The organism is Pseudomonas sp. B21-053, assembly GCF_026016365.1.
Taxonomy (GTDB): Bacteria; Pseudomonadota; Gammaproteobacteria; order Pseudomonadales; family Pseudomonadaceae; genus Aquipseudomonas; species Aquipseudomonas nunensis.
On record NZ_CP087205.1, the window covers coordinates 3,340,707 to 3,356,072 of the forward strand.

A 15,366-nucleotide genomic window follows, 5' to 3' on the forward strand; every position below is an offset into this window, starting at 1 on the left:
CTCGCTCCTACAAGGGCATGTCGTTTACAGGGGCGCGTCGAAGCTCGCGACAATCGCTTCGCGCACCTTCAACACCACCGGATCGAGTTGCGTGCTGGTGCGCCAGCCCAGTTCGATCGGGTAGCGCGGCAGCGCCAGCGGGCAGGGCAGCAGCGCCAGGCCAGTGAGCGCCGCGATGCTTTGCGCGGCGTGGGCCGGAATGGTCGCCACCGCCTGACTGCCCTTGAGCAGATGCGGCAACGCGGCAAAATGCGTGGTCGAGGCGCACACCCGCCGACTCAGGCCCAGCGCCGCCAATCCCTCATCGGTGATCCCGATAAAACCACCCGACGACACCAGAATGTGTTCCCGCGCGACGAACTCGTCCAGGCTGATGTCTTGCTGTCCCTCAGCCAGACTGAGCGGGTCCACCAAACACAAATAACCCCCTTCACCCAACACCTGACGGCTGAGCAAACGCTCGGCAAACCCCCCAGCGGTAATGGCCAGATCGATACTGCGATCCAGCAGCGCATGGGCGACGATCTGGCTGTGGGTCTGGCGGAAAATCAGTCGCAGTTTCGGTGCGCGGCGGGCGATTTCCTCGATCAGCCGCCGCCCGTAGGCGATCTCGAAATCATCCGACAGACCCACGGTCACCGAGCGTCCCTCGAAGTGCTGGGCCGCCGGATCGATCATCGCAAGGCTTTGCCGGCATTTATTCAGCGCATCGCTGACCACCGGTTTCAACTGGTTGGCCCTGAGCGTCGGCGCCAAACCCCGGCCAGTGCGCACAAACAACTGATCACCATACAACTCCCGCAAACGCCGCAACGCAGCGCTGACCGCCGATTGCGTAACGCCCAGGCGCAGGGCCGCGCGGCTGGCACTGGACTCCTCATGCAAGGCTTCGAAGACTTTGAGCAGATTGAGGTCGACGGTGGCGATATTCATGGTGCTCATATCATTCAGCAGCGAACGGGGCTTTATTCATGATCCGGCGTGGGCGGAAAATCAGCAACACCTCATTGCCGTCGGAGTTAAAGACATGTCCAAGTCAATCGTTGCCGCCCTGCAAATCGGCGCCTTGCCCGGTGGCAAGGGCGAAACGCTGGAGCAGATCCTCGCTTGGGAAAACGCGATCATCGAGTCCGGCGCCGCGCTGGTGGTGATGCCGGAAGCGCTGCTGGGTGGTTATCCCAAAGGTGAAGCTTTTGGCACGCAGTTGGGCTATCGCCTGCCGGAGGGTCGTGAGGCGTTTGCGCGGTACTTCGCCAATGCCATCGACGTGCCTGGCGTCGAAACCGAAGCGTTGGCCGGGCTGTCGGCGCGCACCGGGGCCAACCTGGTGATTGGCGTGATCGAGCGCGCGGGCAGCACGTTGTATTGCACTGCGCTGTACTTCGATCCGCAGGCCGGGTTGGTCGCTAAGCACCGCAAACTGATGCCGACCGGCACCGAACGGCTGATCTGGGGCAAGGGCGATGGCTCGACGCTGCCGGTGATCGACAGCCAGGTCGGGCGTCTCGCGGCGGTGGTGTGCTGGGAAAACATGATGCCGCTGCTGCGCACCGCGATGTACGCCAAGGGCGTGGAGGTCTGGTGTGCGCCGACCGTGGACGAGCGCGAGATGTGGCAAGTGAGCATGCGCCACATCGCCCATGAAGGCCGCTGCTTTGTGGTCGGCGCGTGCCAGGTGCAGGAATCGCCGCAAGCCCTGGGTTTAGAAATCGCCAACTGGCCGGCGGATCGGCCATTGATTGCGGGGGGCAGCGTGATTGTCGGGCCGATGGGTGATGTGTTGGCCGGGCCGTTGCGGGGTGGGCCGGGGTTGTTGACGGCGGAAATCGATACCGACGATCTGATTCGTGCGCGCTACGACTTCGATGTGGTCGGGCACTATGCGCGGCCGGATGTGTTCGAGCTGAGTGTGGATGGGCGGGCCAAACCGGGCGTGCGATTCACCGCGTAACCCATGGTGGACCGCTGAAACCCTGTAGGAGCTGCCGAAGGCTGCGATCTTTTGATCTTGCCTTTGAAAATCAAGATCAAAAGATCGCAGCCTTCGGCAGCTCCTACGAGGGACGGCGCTCGGCGGGATTACCAGGTGGCAGCGTTTGGCCCCGGCAATCTGAGCTTCCCGGTATCCACAAACCGCATCGTGCCAAACAATCCGCCCGCCAATTTTCCGCGCAGCACGTAGGGCAGGTTGTCGAGGGTTTGGGTCTGGCTCAGCCCGAGGGTCTGGCGCAACACCGAGAACGCCGAGACGCTCACCGGCACCGTCAGCACGGTTTCGGAAAACCGCTGGATCGTTCCCGACTGATCGCTGACACCGGACGCCAATGGCTGGCCGTTGACTTCCAGGTCCAGCGCCACGCCGTTGTAATCGATGGGAGTTTCATTCGGGTTTTGCACGCGGATCTTCACCGCGAAGCGCACTTCCAGGTCCTGGCTTTGCAAAGGTTCGATGCCGACCACATTGATGTTCAGCGGATCGCGATTCGGGAACAGCGCGCAGGCGCTCAGGGAGAGCAACAGCAGGGAAAGGGACAGGGCAAGAAGTCTGCGCATGAAGGGCTCTCGACAGAAAAAGGGACTGAACCGCCATCGGGCAAAAACTGGCGGTTCACCTGTGCGACCACGCTCACTGTGAGGGGTTCGCCCGAGGCTGTCACTTGTTCATGATTGCTTGGGGTTTCAGCGGCCCTTGACCGGGGTCGGCAAGGTCACGAGGTTGACGTAGCCGTCCCAGAATTTCTGCTGGTCGATGGCGAACACCACTTTGGCTTTTTGCGTGCCCACCGGCGGGCTTTTCTTGTAGCCCAGCGCGCGGCCGTAATCGGCGCCGAACTGCGCGTCGACATCCACCCACAAATCCCGGGATTCGGTGACGATGTCCGGCTGCACCAGAAACAACGCTGGCAGGCTGTCCCAGGTGAAGCTGTGATACGCCGGATCCTTGTCGAACAGCGGGCCGAATTCGTGTTTGTACAGGTCGGCAATGGCCCCCGGTTTCGCGATCACCCGTTTGTACACCGAGGCATCGAAGGTGACTTTCTCGCAGACGTCGTTGGGGAAGATCACATGTTCGACAGGCGAGCGCAGGACGATCTTCGCCGCCTCGGGGTCGAACCACCAGTTGAACTCGGCAGCCGGGGTGGTGTTGCCCGGAATCTCCAGGGCGCCACCCATGTATACGATGCGTTTGATCAGCGGCACGATGTCCGGCGCGGAACGGATCGCCAGCGCAATATTGGTCAGCGGCCCGACTGCCAGCAACGTCACTTCATGCGGATTGGCGCGCACGCTGTCGACGATGAACTGCGCGGCGGTTTCCTTGCGCAGTTTCGTGTGGGTAGCGAGGCCGTCCGGTGGTGCGACCAATTGCGCGGCGGAGGTCGGACGCGGCGCCTTGAACGCTCCCGGCCAGCCGGCGCCGAACAGGGATTGCTCCTGCGGATACGTGGCGAAGTCATGCAGCAGCGGATACGCCGCGCCGGAATACACGCCGATGTCCTTTTCCACGCCCATGCGCTCCACAGCCTTGAGCGCGTCGACCTGTTCCTGATCGACCCAGGCATTGCCGCTGACCAGGGTCATGCCGAGCAGGTCGATGCGTTTTTGCGCGTGCAACTGGGCAAGCATGATGAAGGCCTGGCCGTCATCGTTGAGCACGTTGAAGTCGGTGTCGAAGATGACTTTTTCCGCTGCTTGCAAAGAACCGGCGCACAGGCCGGCGGCGACAAGCAGGGCACAGCGTTTGATCAAACCTTGCATGGATACTCACCTGATCATTTGTATTGGGCGGCTGACACATTCCATGTAGGAGCTGCCGAAGGCTGCGATCTTTTGATTTTGCCTTTGAAAGCAAGATCAAAAGATCGCAGCCTGCGGCAGCTCCTACGGGGCTGAGTGTGTCAGCGGTTTACCAGTTTGGCCGGCAGGGCGATCACCAGGAAACTGCTGAGGATCAAACACCCGGCAAAGAACCACAGCGCCCCGGCACTGCTGCCCGTGACATCAATCGCCACTCCCATCAGCGAGTTGCTCACCAACCCGGCAATGTTCGCCAGCGAGCAGGCAAGCGCAAACCCGGTAGCCGCCGCCGTACCTTTGAGGAAGGTCGCCGGCAGGCTGAAGAACACCGGCACCGCGCCGATGATCGCCGCCGAAGCAATGGCGAACAGCGCCACGGTCGCAACCACGTTGTGCACGAAGAACGGTGCAGTGGCCATGGCCGCCGCGCCGACCAGGAACGGCACGATGATGTGCCAGCGGCGTTCGCGGTGTTTGTCCGAACTGGCGCCGATCAGCAGCATGCCCAGCAGCGCGGCGACGCTCGGCAATGCGGTGAGAATGCCGATGTGGAAGGTGTCGACGATCCCGGCGTTGCGGATGAAGGTCGGCATCCAGAAACCCATGGCGTAGGCGCTGAGCAGAATCGAGAAATCGATACCACCGAGCATCCACACTTTCAGGTTGAAGAAGCCGTCGCGAAAGCTGTGTTTACTGTCGCCGGCACTCGCTTCGTCGGCGCGCAGTTCCTGTTCCAGCAGGGCTTTCTCATCATCGTTGAGCCACTTGGCTTGCTGGTAGCTGTTCGGCAGCGCCCAGAAGGTCAGCACGCCGAGCAACACACTTGGCACCGCTTCGATCAAGAACAGCCACTGCCAGCCACGCAAACCGCCGAGGCTGTCGAAATGGCTCATCACCCAACCGGACAATGGCCCGCCAATCACGCTGGACAGTGGCAAACCGATCATGAACAGCGCGATGATGCGGCCGCGTCGATAGGTCGGGAACCAGGTGGTCAGGTAATACAGCACGCCCGGCAGGAAACCCGCTTCGGCGGCGCCGAGCAGGAAGCGCAGAACGTAGAACTGGGTGGTGGAGGTCACGAGCATGGTGCAGGCCGAGAGCAGGCCCCAGGTGATCATGATCCGGGCGATCCAGATTTTCGCGCCGACCTTTTCCAGCACCAGGTTGCTCGGCACTTCGAACAGGATGTAGCCGACAAAAAACAGCCCGGCGCCGAGGCCGAACGCGGTTTCGCTGAAGTGCAGTTGATCGAGCATCTGCAGTTTGGCGAAGCCGATGTTGATCCGGTCGAGGTACGCGGCCAGGTAGCAGAAGCACAGGAACGGAATCAGCTTCCAGGTGATCTTGTGGTACAGCGCTTGAATCGGGTCGGCGACCGTGGTCGCGGGTGCTGCGTTCGCAATGGGCATCGGATGTCTCCTGGCGGTGACTTATGGTTTTTATACAGCCGCTTTTTCCAGCGCTCTGGCGCGCTGCAAAAGCGACGTCCAAAGGCAGTGTCAGAAGACTGAGGTCACACACCCTGTGTAGGAGCAAAGCTTGCTCGCGAAGGCGTCTTTGAAGTCGCCATCGCGGGCAAGCCTTGCTCCTACAGGTCGCATACAGGGTTTGGGCCTCAGTTTTTTACCAAGACCAACGCTCTAAATGGCGCGGTTCTTGTGGCACGCATTACATTTTTTCGAAGTGGGCGATGGCCTCCTGTTTGCTGACGACATCGCCGTACTTGCTATCGATGTCGAACAGGTTGGCTTCGTGGGGCGCCGGGTGTCGGTCGCCGACGCACTCGCGCACGACGATGGTGCGGAAACCGTGTTGCACCGCATCCACCGCTGTCGCCCGAATGCAGCCACTGGTCGAGCAACCGGCCAGCACTACGGTGTCGATGCCTTGGGCGTGCAGCATCGAGGCCAGGCTGCTGCCGAAAAACGCACTGGCGTATTGTTTGCTGATCACCACTTCATTTTCCTGAGGCAACACCTCTTCGCAAAACGCCGCCAAGGGATTGCCCTCGACCATGTCCTTCATCACCGGGGCTTTTTTCACCCAGATCCCGCCATCGGCGAAATGGCCGGGATGGTAGCGGATATTGGTGTGCACCACCGGGATGCCCACGCGCCGGGCGCTGGCCAGCAACTCAACACTTTCAGCCACCGCACTGACCACACCGGGCGCAAACAGCGGCGCGCCTTCGGTGGTGTAGCCGCGCATGAAATCGATCATCAGCAACGCGGCTTTCTGCCCGAACCCGATACGCTGACCCCACACGCCCTGATAATTGTCGTTGGCGGTTTGTTCGCTCATGTCGCGCACCTCTTAATAAGCGCCGGAGAGCAGGGCGCCTGCGCCGGGAACGATGGGTTCCAGGTCCAGGGCCTTGAGCATGGCGTAGGTGGTGGCGATGGCCGCTGTGAGCACCGGTTTGCCGGTTTGCGCTTCGACTTGCGCCACCACCGGCAACGACTGCATCTGCACGCAGGCCGAGAGCACGATCACATCCACACCTTCCAGATTCATGCCGGCCACGATGCCGGGCAGGTTCGCCGGGTCGTGCTGCGCAACGGCGAGGTTGTCGGGGATCTCCAAAGCACGCCAATCCACCACTTCAAAGCCTTCTTCGCGAATGTAATCCACCACCAGTTCGGTCAGCGGTTTCATGTACGGCGCGACGATGGCGATGCGTTTCGCGCCCATGACTTTCAGCCCTTCGATCAAGGCACCGGCACTGGTGATCACCGGGGCATTCGCATCGTTATCGGCGGTAGCCTTGCGCAGCCGCTGCTCGGACTGGCGATGATAACCGAGCCCCATGGCCATGATCGCCACCAGACAGGCATAACCCAGCACATCGACCTTGGCGTCGGACAGCTCCACGGCGCAACGGTCGGATTCGCCGTCCATCGCTGCCAGTTCTTCTTTGCGCACCTGCTTCATGCGCATGCGGCTGGAGTGAAAAGTGAAGCGCTCCGGGCGGATCAACTGGCGCGCGGTGAGCATCGCCGGGATCTCGGTTTCCATGGTGGTGTTGGAGCTCGGCACGATCTGGCCGATGCGGTAAGGCTTGAGCATAAATGTCTCCCGGATTGCTTTTAATTCAAATGAGAGGTCAGACGTGGGCCGAGGAAATCACCGAATGCCGCGAAGAAACCGTTGAGGTCATCCCAGGGAATCATGTGCCCGGCGTTGGCGACGTGGACGCTGCGAATGTTCGGTTGCAGGTCGAGGATTTCCGCTTCGTCCTCGGGCTGGATCACACCGCCACGGCCGGCGATCATCAGCAATGCGGGTTGCTGGAGTTTCGGCAGGTCCTGATGGAAATCCACGTCATGGAAATCGTTGAAGGCGCGCACGATCGCCGGTTCGTAGCAGGTGTGCAGCCATTCGGCGCGCAGCTGCAGTTGCTCATCGGTCCAGGTGGCGCAGAAGGCGCGCATCGCCTCGGCATCCATTCCGATCAATGACTGGCGGATCGAATCGACGTACCACGGCAATTTGCTCGGGTATTCACGGCGACCGGGGCCGGACACGGGCGGGTCGATCAGCACTAAACGGTTCACTCCAGCCGGATGCTTCACGGCACTGTGCACGGCAAAGCGCGCGCCCATGGAGTGGCCGACCAAGTGATAACTGTCGAGCTTCATCGCTTGGGCAAACGCGCCGATATCGTCGGCGCAAGTGTCGGCGCTGTAATCCAGATCCGGGCCGGTGGAGGAGAGGCCGCGGCCACGCACGTCGAGCACGTAAGTGTCGAAATGCTCGCCGAGACGCTCCGCAACAAACCCCCAGGTGATCGCCGGGCTGGTAATGCCAGGAATCAGCACCATTGCCGGGCCTTTGCCGCCGTAGCGCAAGTAGTGCTGGCGAATCCCGTTGGCCTGGACGTTGCCGCCATGGACGAAAGTGCTCACGCGGCCACCCCCGATTTCAGCGGTTGGGCGTACAGGTCATACCCGTAGACCCAGGCCGGATCTTCCTGGGTGCGCAGCCAGGTGTTGGCGTTGGACACGGACTGCACGCGGGAGGCGCGTTCCTTGCGGTTGGCTTCATAGAGTTCGAACGCGGTGCGGTAGTCGCCGAGGCCGGTTTCCTGCAAGCAACGGGTCAGCATCGCGGCGTCTTCGATGGCCATGCCGGCGCCTTGGGCCATGTGCGGTTTCATCGGGTGGCAGGCATCGCCGAGCAACACCAGGCGACCACGGCTCCACAGCGGCAGCGGGTTGCGGTTGCGCAGCGGCCATTTGGTCACGCTTTCGGTGGACTCGATCAGCGCCTGCACGGTCGGGTGATAACCCTGGAACGCTTCGAACATCTCTTCGCGGCTGCTATCGACGAACGCGCCCTGGAAATCCCATTCGGGGTGCGGCACGCCGGTGACGTAGTAGTACTCGTCGCGCTTGCCGGTGGTGTAGTAGACCATCATGTGCCGGTCCTCGGTCCACCACTTGATGCAGTCCTCGAACTTCAAATCGTGCTTGGCCAGTTGATCGCCACGGATCAATGCGCGGTGCGCGACCCAGCCGCTGTACAGCGGTTTTTCCGCGCCGAGCAATTCTTCACGAATCTTCGAATTGATCCCGTCGGCACCGATCACGATGTCGGCGTAGGTGACTTCGCCGTCGGCGAAAGTCAGGCGCACCTGGGTGTCGGTTTCTTCGAGGGTTTCCAGGCGTTTGTTGAAGTGCACGGTGCCGGGTTTGATCGTCGACATCTGCAAGGCGTGCAGGTCGCCGCGGTGCACGGTGACGTAGGACGCGCCGTATTCCTTGCGGGCGAAATCCCCCAGCGGGATGCGCGACAGGTAGTCGCCGCTCAAGCCGTCACGGCTGAACCAGTGATCCGGGTGCGAGCCCATCAGGTCGAGCTGCTGCTCGATGCCCATGCGCCGGAAGATTTTCATGATGTTCGGGCCCATGTGGATTCCGGCGCCGAGGCGGGAGAACTCCGGGGCCTGTTCGTAGATGTCCACCTGGAACCCGGCTTGTTGCAACAATGTCGCGGCGGCTGCACCGCCAAGACCTGCACCGACGATGGCGATTTTTTGCGTATTGGCCATGGGGCTTGTTCCTCTTCTTCGAATGGTCGCTGGCTGGGTCGCCGCAAGGTTTTTAAAGTGTATACGCTGTATTTTTCAAAAAGAAAGAGCCGCTGGTAAAAATTAATTTTAAGCGGTTTTTTGCGAATGACACCGAATGTAACCTTTGTTTGTTGGGTTTGTGTGGGTTGGTAACGTTGTGGTCTGGTACTTGCAGTCCGCTCGCATTTGATGTCTTATCGATAACAAATGGCGTACACACTATAAAAATGCACTAGGGTGAGGCAGGGCGCCTCGACTTGGTGCGCAGCAGACGATTGAGGAGACAGGAAAATGCCGGTAAGCGATTGCGAACTGACCCAGATGTTCGAGCACGTGTTGAAGCTGTCGAAGGTCGATGCGACCCAGAGCGTCGCCGTGCTCAAGAGCCACTATTCCGACCCGCGCACCGTGCGCGCCGCGATGGACGCCGCGCAGCGCCTGGGGGCCAAGGTCTACGCGGTGGAATTGCCGTCGTTCAACCACCCGACGGCCATGGGCAACGACATGACCGCCTACTGCGGCGACACCGCGCTGACCGGCAATATCGCGGCGCAACGGGCGCTGGAAGCGGCGGACCTGATTGTCGACACGATGATGCTGCTGCATTCGCCGGAACAGGAGCAGATCCTCAAGACCGGCACGCGGATTCTATTGGCCGTCGAGCCCCCGGAAGTACTGGCGCGGATGCTGCCGACTGAGGCCGACAAGGTGCGGGTGATGGCGGCGGAGAAGCTGCTGACACAGGCGCGTTCGATCCACGTCACCTCACGCGCCGGCAGCGATTTCCGTGCGGCGCTGGGGCAATATCCGGCGGTGACCGAGTACGGTTTCGCCGATGAACCAGGGCGCTGGGACCACTGGCCCAGCGGTTTCCTGTTCTCCTGGCCCAACGAAGAAACCGCCGAAGGCGTGCTGGTGCTGGACATCGGCGACATTGTGCTGCCGTTCAAGACCTACACCCGGGAGAAGATCACGCTGGAGATCGAGAAGGGTTTTATCACCTCGATCCACGGTGGCTTCGAGGCTGAATACCTGCGCGACTACATGAAGTATTTCAATGATCCGGAGGTGTACGGCATCTCCCATATCGGCTGGGGCTTGCAGCCAAAAGCCCAGTGGACCGCCATGGGCCTGCACGACAAGAACGACGGCATGTGCATGGACGCCCGGGCGTTCTACGGCAACTTCCTGTTCTCCACCGGGCCGAACACCGAAGTCGGCGGCAAACGCAAAACCCCGTGCCACCTGGACATCCCGTTGCGTAATTGCGATGTGTACCTGGATGATCAGGCGGTGGTGATTGGCGGGGATGTAGTGGCGCCGGAGGCTTCGCGGGTTCGCTGATTCGCATGGCCACCCCCCCTGTAGGAGCTGCCGAAGGCTGCGATCTTTTGATCTTGATCTAAAAAAACAAAATCAAAAGATCGCAGCCTTCGGCAGCTCCTACAGGGGATGTGGCGGATCCAAAAGGACTGCTTCTCTTGAGTCCGCTCCCCAACCTGTCCATCATGCCTCCCCACCACTCATCGTCTTTCGAGTCTGCCGTGCCTGAAACTCCTGATTCTTCCTATGTTTTTTCCGAACAAGTCGGGCATTTGCTGCGCAAGGCCTATCAGCGGCACATGGCGATTTTTCAGCAGAACGTCGGTGATTCGCAGCTCACGGCGGTGCAATTCGTGACCCTGTGCGCCGTGCGCGATCACGGTCCCAGCTCCCTGACTGAACTGGTCAAGGCCACTGCCGTGGACCAGGCGACCATTCGTGGCATCGTCGAACGCCTCAAGGCCCGGGAACTGATCACCCTCGAACCCGACCCGCAAGACCGGCGCAAAGTCATCGTCGGCCTGTCCGAAGCGGGCGACCGTTTGGTGCAGCAAACCGTGCCCTGCGCCGGGAAAATCACCGAACTGACCCTGAGCAACCTCAACCCGGCCGAACGGGTCGCGGTGCTGTTCCTGCTGCGCAAAATGATCGACGACCCGCAGGACTGATCTCAGGCTAAACGCGCTCTGTGTAGCAGCTGCCGAGGTACGAGGCTGCGTTCGGCTGCGAAGCAGTCGTGAAATTTGAGCACACAGTCTTCCTGAAACACCGCGCTGGCTGATATCACGACTGCTTCGCAGCCGAACGCAGGCTTCGCCAGCTGCTACATGAGCCGAACGCAGCCTCGTACCTCGGCAGCTGCTACAGACCTTGCATGTGCCTTTGGCATCGTTTTTGCTCTTGTTTCATGTAGTAGCCACTTCACCAGTCGAGTGTGTCGCGACGCCACAACCCCATCCGGCCCGCGACGTTTTTTTCGACCTTTTGGTGTAGTAGCCACTTCATCAAACGAAGCAGGCGAAGCGAATGAGCAGCCAGGAAATCACCGTAGCGCTTGAGGTCAACGGCCTCACCACCACCGTCACCGCCATGGCGGATACGCCGTTATTGCTGATCTTGCGCAATGACCTCCAACTCAATGGCCCCAAGTACGGCTGCGGCCTGGGCGAGTGCGGCGCGTGCACGGTGATCATCGACGGCGTGGCCGCGCGTTCTTGCGTGTTTCCGCTGGCCGGCGCGGTGGATCGGCAGATCGTCACCCTCGAAGGCCTCGGCACCCGCGCCGATCCGCACCCGGTGCAACAAGCGTTTATCGACGAGCAAGCGGCGCAATGCGGCTATTGCCTGAACGGCATGATCATGACCACCAAGGCCTTGCTCGACCGCATCCCGCACCCCAGCGAAACCCAGATCCGCAACGAACTCTCAGCCAACCTCTGCCGATGCGGCACCCACATCGAAATCCTCCGCGCGGTGCTGCGTGCCGCCCGTCAAATGCCTTGAAGGTGGATCAATGACCATGACTGACTCCATCCCGCTCTCCATCCCGCTCTCCACACCAACCCGCGACCAACTGCTGGCCAAGACCGGCGTGCTGCTGATCGTCGACGACATCCTGCCGCCGTCCGGCCCGGTGGCGAAGGGCGGTACGCCGCTGATCAAGCCCAAGGAGCTGGGGCTGTTCATTGCCATCAGCGACGACGGGCGCGTGTATGCGTTCAACGGACACGTCGACCTCGGCACCGGCATTCGCACCTCATTGGCGCAGATCGTTGCCGAAGAACTCGACCTGCAACTGGAGCAGGTGTGCATGGTGCTCGGCGACACCGAGCGCGCGCCGAATCAGGGCGCGACGATTGCCAGTGCGACGCTGCAGATTTCCGCGATTCCGTTGCGCAATGCCGCCGCCGAAGCACGGCGCTATCTGCTGGAAACGACGGCTGAGCGTTGGGCTGTGGAGCCAGATGTCTTGAAAATCGAAGCCGGGGTGATTCTCGCGCCGGACGGTCGAACCGCGACTTACGCCGAGTTGGTCAGCGGCGAACACATAGAACTGCGCATCTCCGGCACCGCGCCGTTGAAACCCGTCGCCGATTATCGATTGGTGGGCAAGGGCGCTGCACGGGTGGATATCCCGGCCAAAGCCACGGGCGAACTCACCTACGTCCACGACATGCGCGTGCCGGACATGCTCCACGGCCGGGTGATTCGCCCGCCGTATGCCGGGCTCGATTGCGGCGATTTCGTCGGCAACAGCCTGCTGGAAGTCGACGAATCCTCCATCGCGCACATCGCCGGGATCGTTGCGGTGGTGGTGATCCGCGATTTCGTCGGCGTAGTGGCGTTGCGCGAAGAACAGGCGATCAAGGCTGCCCAGGCGTTGAAAATCACCTGGAAAGCCTGGAACCAAGGGCTGCCGGATTTAAACAACGTCGAGCAGGCCATCCGCGATAACCCGCGCGTGCAACGAGTAGTGCTGGATCAGGGCAATGTCGACGAAGCCCTGGCCAACGCCGCCCAGCGCATGCCGCGCACCTATATGTGGCCATATCAGATGCACGGTTCAATCGGCCCGTCCTGCGGAGTGGCGGATTATCAGCTGTCGGGTTCTCGCGTGTGGTCCGGCAGCCAGAATCCACATCTGTTGCGCGCTGACCTGGCCTGGTTGCTGGAGTGCGAAGAAGAAGCCATCGAGGTCATTCGCATGGAAGCGTCCGGCTGTTATGGGCGTAACTGTGCCGACGACGTGTGCGCCGATGCGTTGCTGTTGTCCCGCGCCGTGGGCAAACCGGTGCGGGTGCAACTGACTCGCGAGCAAGAGCATTTGTGGGAACCCAAAGGCACCGCGCAACTGATGGACGTCGATGGCGGCTTGAACGCCGATGGCAGCGTCGCCGCGTATGACTTCCAGACCAGCTACCCATCCAACGGCGCGCCGACCCTGGCCTTGCTGCTGACCGGGCGAGTCGAACCGGTGGCGGCGATGTTCGAGATGGGCGACCGCACCTCAATCCCGCCCTATGACTTCGAAAACATGCGCGTAACCATCAACGACATGGCGCCGATTGTCCGCGCCTCGTGGATGCGCGGGGTTTCAGCGCTGCCGAATACCTTCGCCCATGAGTCGTATATCGATGAACTGGCATTCGCCGCTGGCGTCGATCCGGTGGAATACCGCTTGCGTTATCTACACGATGAACGCGCCATCGACCTGGTCAAATCCACCGCCGAACGCGCGGCCTGGACCCCGCGCACCGCGCCGATGCAAACCCCGAATGAGGACCAGTTATTGCGCGGTCGCGGCTTTGCCTACGCGCGCTACATCCACAGCAAGTTCCCCGGTTTCGGCGCCGCGTGGGCGGCGTGGGTGGCGGACGTGGCGATTGACCGCCAGACCGGCGATGTCTCAGTCACCCGTGTGGTGATCGGCCATGACTCGGGGATGATGATCAATCCCGCAGGCGTACAGCATCAGATTCACGGCAACGTGATCCAGTCCACCAGCCGCGTGCTCAAGGAGCGCGTGACCTTCGAAGAATCCACGGTGGCGAGCAAGGAGTGGGGCGGTTACCCGATCCTGACTTTCCCGGAAGTGCCGCAGATCGACGTGCTGATGATGCCGCGTCAGGATCAGCCACCGATGGGCGCCGGCGAATCGGCGTCGGTGCCCAGCGCGGCAGCGATTGCCAACGCGATCTACGACGCCACCGGGATTCGTTTTCGCGAACTGCCGATCACTCCGGAACGGGTCTTGGCCGCGCTGAATGCCGGGACTTGTGATGAGCCGCCGAAATCCCCGACCAAGCGTTCGAAATGGCTGTTCGGTTCACTGTTTGCCGCGTTCGGCGCGGTGCTCGGCATGGCCGCGACCGCGTGGCCATTCCACGCTGAAATCGCGCCGATTGCCCCGCCGAGCGCCGGCACCTGGTCAGCCGCGACCCTGGAGCGCGGACGTTTGCTGGCGGCGGTCGGCGATTGCGCGGTGTGCCACACCGCACCCGGTGGCGCGACCAACGCCGGTGGCCTGGCGATGCAGACGCCGTTCGGCACGCTCTACAGCAGCAACATCACACCCGACGTGAAAACCGGGATCGGCAGTTGGTCCTATCCCGCGTTCGAACGGGCGATGCGCGATGGCATTGGTCGCGACGGGCGCAACCTGTACCCGGCGTTTCCTTACACGGCGTTTCGCAACATCAACGATGCGGACATGCAGGCGTTGTACGCGTACCTGATGTCGCAGGCCCCGGTCAGTCAACCGGCGAAAGCCAACGACATGCGCTTCCCGTTCAACCTGCGGCCGTTGATGGCGGGGTGGAATGCGTTGTTTCTGCGCAAAGGGGAAATCAGCGTGCAGCCTGAACGCAGCGAGCAATGGAATCGCGGCGCGTATCTGGTCAATGGTTTGGGTCACTGCGCGGCGTGTCATTCGCCGCGCAATTTGATGGGCGCGGAGAAGGGCGGTGCTGCATTCCTCGCGGGCGGGATGGTTGATGGCTGGGAGGCGCCGGCGCTGAATGGGTTGTCCAAATCGCCGACGCCGTGGACCGAGGATCAACTGTTCGGTTACCTGAGCACGGGTTATTCCGCCGAACATGGCGTGGCGACCGGGCCGATGGGGCCGGTGGTCACGGAATTGGCGAAGTTGCCCAAGGATGATATCCGTGCGATGGCGGTGTACCTGGCGTCACTCAATGGCGCGCAGGCCGAGGCGCAAGTGGTGGAGAAAGCCACGCGCCCGGCGCCCAGTCTTTCGTTGAGCAACGGCCAGCGAGTCTTCGAAGGTTCGTGCAAGGCCTGTCATGCCGATGGCCTGGGGCCGAAGCTGTTTGGCGTGAGCCCGTCGCTGGCGACTAACACCAATGTGCACAGTGATCTGCCGGACAATTTGATCAAGGTGATCTTGCAGGGCATCGATACGCCGGCGACCAAGGATCTGGGGTATATGCCGGGGTTCAAGGACAGTCTGTCGAATACTCAGGTGGCGGAATTGGCGGCGTATTTGCGGAGCCGGTTTGCCGGGAATGCGCCGGGGTGGGAAGGGTTGGAGTCGAAGGTGGCGTACCTGCGGGCGAATCCCGGCAGCCATTAAGAGCTTCGCGGGCAAGCCTCGCTCCTACAGGTTATGCGCGATCCCAGTAGGAGCGAGGCTTGCCCGCGAAGGGGCCGTC

General features: G+C 61.6%; 13 protein-coding genes. 5 read left to right on the forward strand and 8 right to left on the reverse strand.

The window, feature by feature from the left end:
* Positions 1-24: 24 nt before the first annotated feature.
* Positions 25-942 carry a LysR family transcriptional regulator gene (locus LOY68_RS15355; RefSeq protein ID WP_265045619.1) on the reverse strand — a complete coding sequence of 306 codons (918 nt, stop codon included), beginning with the start codon at positions 940-942 and terminating at the stop codon, positions 25-27.
* An 85-nt stretch (positions 943-1,027) separates the two neighbouring features.
* Here LOY68_RS15355 and LOY68_RS15360 point away from each other — a divergent pair, with 85 nt between their 5' ends.
* A complete protein-coding gene (locus LOY68_RS15360) occupies positions 1,028-1,951 on the forward strand; it encodes a carbon-nitrogen hydrolase family protein (RefSeq protein WP_265045620.1) in 924 nt (307 codons plus the stop codon).
* A 128-nt stretch (positions 1,952-2,079) separates the two neighbouring features.
* On the opposite strand, the gene LOY68_RS15365 is transcribed toward LOY68_RS15360, so the two are convergent.
* From LOY68_RS15365 to LOY68_RS15395, 7 genes are all read right to left on the reverse strand, one after another.
* The gene (locus LOY68_RS15365) at positions 2,080-2,553 is read right to left on the reverse strand and encodes an LEA type 2 family protein (RefSeq protein ID WP_054046374.1); all 474 of its coding nucleotides are present in this window, start codon (positions 2,551-2,553) and stop codon (positions 2,080-2,082) included.
* 126 nt (positions 2,554-2,679) lie between these two features.
* Positions 2,680-3,759, reverse strand: coding sequence for a nucleoside hydrolase (locus LOY68_RS15370; protein ID WP_265045621.1), 1,080 nt, complete (start codon positions 3,757-3,759; stop codon positions 2,680-2,682).
* Positions 3,760-3,899: 140 nt separating this feature from the next.
* Entirely contained in the window at positions 3,900-5,210 is a 1,311-nt protein-coding gene (locus tag LOY68_RS15375; protein WP_054046370.1) for an MFS transporter, read from the reverse strand.
* Between the two features lie 259 nt (positions 5,211-5,469).
* A complete protein-coding gene (locus LOY68_RS15380) occupies positions 5,470-6,102 on the reverse strand; it encodes an N-carbamoylsarcosine amidohydrolase (RefSeq protein ID WP_265045622.1) in 633 nt (210 codons plus the stop codon).
* A 12-nt stretch (positions 6,103-6,114) separates the two neighbouring features.
* The gene (locus LOY68_RS15385) at positions 6,115-6,867 is read right to left on the reverse strand and encodes an Asp/Glu racemase (protein ID WP_163909988.1); all 753 of its coding nucleotides are present in this window, start codon (positions 6,865-6,867) and stop codon (positions 6,115-6,117) included.
* A gap of 20 nt (positions 6,868-6,887) precedes the next feature.
* Positions 6,888-7,706: an alpha/beta fold hydrolase gene (locus tag LOY68_RS15390; RefSeq protein ID WP_265045623.1), complete on the reverse strand. Its 819-nt coding sequence runs from the start codon at positions 7,704-7,706 to the stop codon at positions 6,888-6,890.
* Positions 7,703-8,851 carry an FAD-dependent monooxygenase gene (locus LOY68_RS15395; RefSeq protein ID WP_265045624.1) on the reverse strand — a complete coding sequence of 383 codons (1,149 nt, stop codon included), beginning with the start codon at positions 8,849-8,851 and terminating at the stop codon, positions 7,703-7,705. The genes LOY68_RS15390 and LOY68_RS15395 overlap by 4 nt, the downstream gene beginning before the upstream one ends.
* 312 nt (positions 8,852-9,163) lie before the next feature.
* Here LOY68_RS15395 and LOY68_RS15400 point away from each other — a divergent pair, with 312 nt between their 5' ends.
* The 4 genes from LOY68_RS15400 to LOY68_RS15415 all read left to right on the forward strand — a co-directional run bounded on the left by LOY68_RS15400 (position 9,164) and on the right by LOY68_RS15415 (position 15,287).
* Complete coding sequence (locus tag LOY68_RS15400) at positions 9,164-10,216, forward strand: 2,5-dihydroxypyridine 5,6-dioxygenase (protein WP_123509603.1); 1,053 nt, start codon at positions 9,164-9,166, stop codon at positions 10,214-10,216.
* 164 nt (positions 10,217-10,380) lie between these two features.
* Positions 10,381-10,863: a MarR family winged helix-turn-helix transcriptional regulator gene (locus LOY68_RS15405; protein ID WP_054046358.1), complete on the forward strand. Its 483-nt coding sequence runs from the start codon at positions 10,381-10,383 to the stop codon at positions 10,861-10,863.
* A 358-nt stretch (positions 10,864-11,221) separates the two neighbouring features.
* Positions 11,222-11,698, forward strand: a complete 477-nt coding sequence (locus LOY68_RS15410) for a (2Fe-2S)-binding protein (RefSeq protein WP_265045625.1) — start codon at positions 11,222-11,224, stop codon at positions 11,696-11,698.
* Positions 11,699-11,708: 10 nt separating this feature from the next.
* Positions 11,709-15,287 carry a molybdopterin-dependent oxidoreductase gene (locus tag LOY68_RS15415; protein ID WP_265045626.1) on the forward strand — a complete coding sequence of 1,193 codons (3,579 nt, stop codon included), beginning with the start codon at positions 11,709-11,711 and terminating at the stop codon, positions 15,285-15,287.
* Positions 15,288-15,366 lie beyond the last annotated feature (79 nt).

Coding starts and splice junctions, on each gene's coding strand:
- LOY68_RS15355 (WP_265045619.1), bottom strand. CDS start 942: ATGAGCACCATGAATATCGCCACCGTCGACCTCAATCTGCTCAAAGTC.
- LOY68_RS15360 (WP_265045620.1), top strand. CDS start 1,028: ATGTCCAAGTCAATCGTTGCCGCCCTGCAAATCGGCGCCTTGCCCGGT.
- LOY68_RS15365 (WP_054046374.1), bottom strand. CDS start 2,553: ATGCGCAGACTTCTTGCCCTGTCCCTTTCCCTGCTGTTGCTCTCCCTG.
- LOY68_RS15370 (WP_265045621.1), bottom strand. CDS start 3,759: ATGCAAGGTTTGATCAAACGCTGTGCCCTGCTTGTCGCCGCCGGCCTG.
- LOY68_RS15375 (WP_054046370.1), bottom strand. CDS start 5,210: ATGCCCATTGCGAACGCAGCACCCGCGACCACGGTCGCCGACCCGATT.
- LOY68_RS15380 (WP_265045622.1), bottom strand. CDS start 6,102: ATGAGCGAACAAACCGCCAACGACAATTATCAGGGCGTGTGGGGTCAG.
- LOY68_RS15385 (WP_163909988.1), bottom strand. CDS start 6,867: ATGCTCAAGCCTTACCGCATCGGCCAGATCGTGCCGAGCTCCAACACC.
- LOY68_RS15395 (WP_265045624.1), bottom strand. CDS start 8,851: ATGGCCAATACGCAAAAAATCGCCATCGTCGGTGCAGGTCTTGGCGGT.
- LOY68_RS15400 (WP_123509603.1), top strand. CDS start 9,164: ATGCCGGTAAGCGATTGCGAACTGACCCAGATGTTCGAGCACGTGTTG.
- LOY68_RS15405 (WP_054046358.1), top strand. CDS start 10,381: ATGCCTCCCCACCACTCATCGTCTTTCGAGTCTGCCGTGCCTGAAACT.
- LOY68_RS15410 (WP_265045625.1), top strand. CDS start 11,222: ATGAGCAGCCAGGAAATCACCGTAGCGCTTGAGGTCAACGGCCTCACC.
- LOY68_RS15415 (WP_265045626.1), top strand. CDS start 11,709: ATGACCATGACTGACTCCATCCCGCTCTCCATCCCGCTCTCCACACCA.